The organism is Streptomyces sp. GC420, from assembly GCF_009916105.1.
Taxonomy (GTDB): domain Bacteria; phylum Actinomycetota; class Actinomycetes; order Streptomycetales; family Streptomycetaceae; genus Streptomyces.
Genome location: NZ_JAAAXQ010000645.1, coordinates 1 through 2,582, shown reverse-complemented (window position 1 = coordinate 2,582; position 2,582 = coordinate 1). Strand labels below are relative to the sequence as shown.

Below are 2,582 nucleotides of genomic sequence, written 5' to 3'. Positions count from 1 at the left end.
GCGGGGGAGCCTGGAGGGTGCTGCTCATGGACACCGCCGGAGGATGAGGAGGAGGTTCCAGGTGGCGAATTCACGCAGACCGGGGACACGGGTGACGGCGTCGGCGAGGAACGGCCAGTAGCGGGACCTGGCCCGTACGACGCTCACGTCCCCCCGGGCCCGCACATGGCGCAGGGTGGGACCGATGTGGACGGCGAACAGGTTCTCGCCGAGGGTGTGCTTGGCCTCGCGGCCGGTGCGGCGGCGGTAGCGGGCGCGGGCCCGCTCGGCGCCGAAGTAGTGCCAGGGGGCCCACTCGTGGCCGCCCCAGGGGGAGTACCAGTTGGTGAACGAGACGTAGATCAGCCCGCCGGGGCGGGTGACCCGCACCAGTTCGGACAGGAAGGTCTGCGGGTCCGCGACGTGCTCCAGCACATTGGAGGAGAAGGCGACGTCGGCGGCCCCGCCGACGAGCGGCAGCAGGTAGCCGTCGGCGACGACCGCGCCGTCCACCGCGGTCCCGCGCGCCATGAGTTCCGCGCGGTCGGGTTCGAAGAGGTAGGCGCGCGCGCCTCGGCGGCGGAACTCCTCGGTGAACTCCCCTGCCCCGCCCCCGACGTCGATCACGGTCAGTCCCTTGAGCGGCTCGTACCGCTCCAACTGGTCGGCGGCGTCCCGCGCCAGCAGCGCGTAACACCGGCCGGGGTCCGTCTGCTCGCGCATGAACGCGCGGAACAGGGCCAAGGACCGGGCGAGGGAGGGGTCCTTCAGCGCTCTCATGGCAGCGCCGCCCGGGCCGGTCCGTGCGGCGGCGACACCCCGGTCGCCTCCGCGGCCACCGCGCGGAACTGCTCGACGGTGTGCTCCCAGCGGAACCGGGCGGACCGCAGCCGGGCGGCCCGGCCCATGGCCTCGCGGCGCTCCGCGCTCAGGGCGAGCGTGCACCAGGCGGCGGCGAAGGAGGACTCGCCGGGCGCGAGGACACCGGTGACGCCGTCCTCGACGGAGTCGCGCAGGCCCGGTATGTCGAAGCCGACGGCCGGAGTGCCGCGGACCGCGGCCTCCGTCACCACCAGGCCCCAGCCCTCCATGACGGAGGGGTGAAGCAGCAGCCACGCCGCGCACAGCAGCCGGTGCTTCTCCGCCTCGGAGACCCGTCCGGCGAAGACGGTGCCGGGCCCGGCCATGGCCTCCAGCCGCTGCCGTTCCGGGCCGTCGCCGACGATCACCAGCCGGCCGCCGGTGACCGGCCTGACCTGCTCCCACAGGCGCAGGAGCAGATCGATCCGCTTGTACTCGACGAGCCGGCCCACGGCCAGGAACAGCGGCTCGGGCGACTTGGGGGCCTGCGGGCCGGGCTCCTCCACGCCGTTGTGCACGACGCGGATCCTGTCCTGCGGGATGCCGAGGCCGCGCAGCCCGGCGGCGGTCGAACGGGACACGGCGACCATCAGGTTGCCGCGGTGCGGACCGGTCAGCGCCCAGTGCTCGAGTCTTCGCCCGAGCCGGGCTGCGGGGCCGGGCAGGCGCATCTCCCACAGGTCGGTGTGCACGTGGTTGACCAGGCACACCGTGGGGCCGCGATGCCACAGCGGGGCGAGGTACGGCATGCCGTTGCAGACCTCGACCAGCAGGTCGCAGTCGCCGACCTGCCGGGCGAACGCGCTGCGTGCCCGCAGGAAGTGACCGAGATCGCCGCCCGCCGACACGACACGGTAGCCGCGGTAGGCGGCCGGCCCGCCGCACAGCAGTGTGACCTGGTGACCGTGGCCGGTCAGCCCGTCCGCGAGCCGGTCGACCAGCAGCTCGGAGCCGCCGGCGGCCTTGTTGCCCAGGTCGCGGTGGGCGAGAAAAACGATTCGGCGGGGGAGGGGAGGGCTGCCGGTGCCCGTGGGAACAGCGCGGCGCGGTGCCTCCTGAGTCTCTGTCTCACGCAACGAGGGGGGTACGTGCTGGGGCATGCGCGCTCCAACTCGTCTCAGGGTGCGGTACGTAGGGAGTCGGGGAACTCCGGGGAACGTTGAGCGGAAGGGGCCGTACGAGGGTCTGTGCGGGGCCTGTGCGGTTCGGGTGGGGAAGATAGTTTTCGCCGCGACGTTCGCCGCGGCTACTCACCGGGGTGACAATTTCGGGCGGTGTCCGGGCTGATGAATCATCACTTCGTGCCGAATTCCAGAGCATTCCGGAGGAAGTGGCAGCGGCGGCCCCATGAGTCACAGGCGTGCGGGACACGGGGCGCTCCGGTGCCGGCCGGGGAGCGGCGCCCGGTCGCGCGGCGCGGGGGCGGCGCCGGACGCCGGGGCGCGCACGCGCCCCGGTGGTCCGTGGGGCGCGTTGTCGCCCCGGGCCGGCCGCTTCGGCGGGCGGGCCGGCGTCTGGGGGTGTCGCTCGGCCCGGGCCCGGGCGGACACGGGCCTCCCCGGGGCGGGCCCCGCGCCCCGCGGTGGGTTCGGTGAGCCGGCAGGCGGACGCGAGCGGGGCGGGAAGGCCACGGGGCCGGCGGACGGCGCATGTCACGCCCTCACCACAGCGCCCGAGGTGGCCCCCCTGGTGAGCGGGCCGGCGCCTGGCGCGGGCTGCCGGCCATGGGGCCGGGCGGGCAC

At 74.6% G+C, this 2,582-nt stretch carries 2 protein-coding genes; both read right to left on the bottom strand.

Features of this window, described 5'->3' with window-relative positions:
• Positions 1 to 24 precede the first annotated feature (24 nt).
• On the bottom strand, positions 25 to 750 hold the full coding sequence (locus GUY61_RS37325; RefSeq protein ID WP_166634724.1) for a bifunctional 2-polyprenyl-6-hydroxyphenol methylase/3-demethylubiquinol 3-O-methyltransferase UbiG: 726 nt from the start codon (positions 748 to 750) through the stop codon (positions 25 to 27).
• Positions 751 to 755: 5 nt separating this feature from the next.
• Positions 756 to 1,940 carry a glycosyltransferase family 4 protein gene (locus GUY61_RS37320; protein WP_166634723.1) on the bottom strand — a complete coding sequence of 395 codons (1,185 nt, stop codon included), beginning with the start codon at positions 1,938 to 1,940 and terminating at the stop codon, positions 756 to 758.
• Positions 1,941 to 2,582 lie beyond the last annotated feature (642 nt).

Coding starts and splice junctions, on each gene's coding strand:
- GUY61_RS37320 (WP_166634723.1), bottom strand. CDS start 1,940: ATGCCCCAGCACGTACCCCCCTCGTTGCGTGAGACAGAGACTCAGGAG.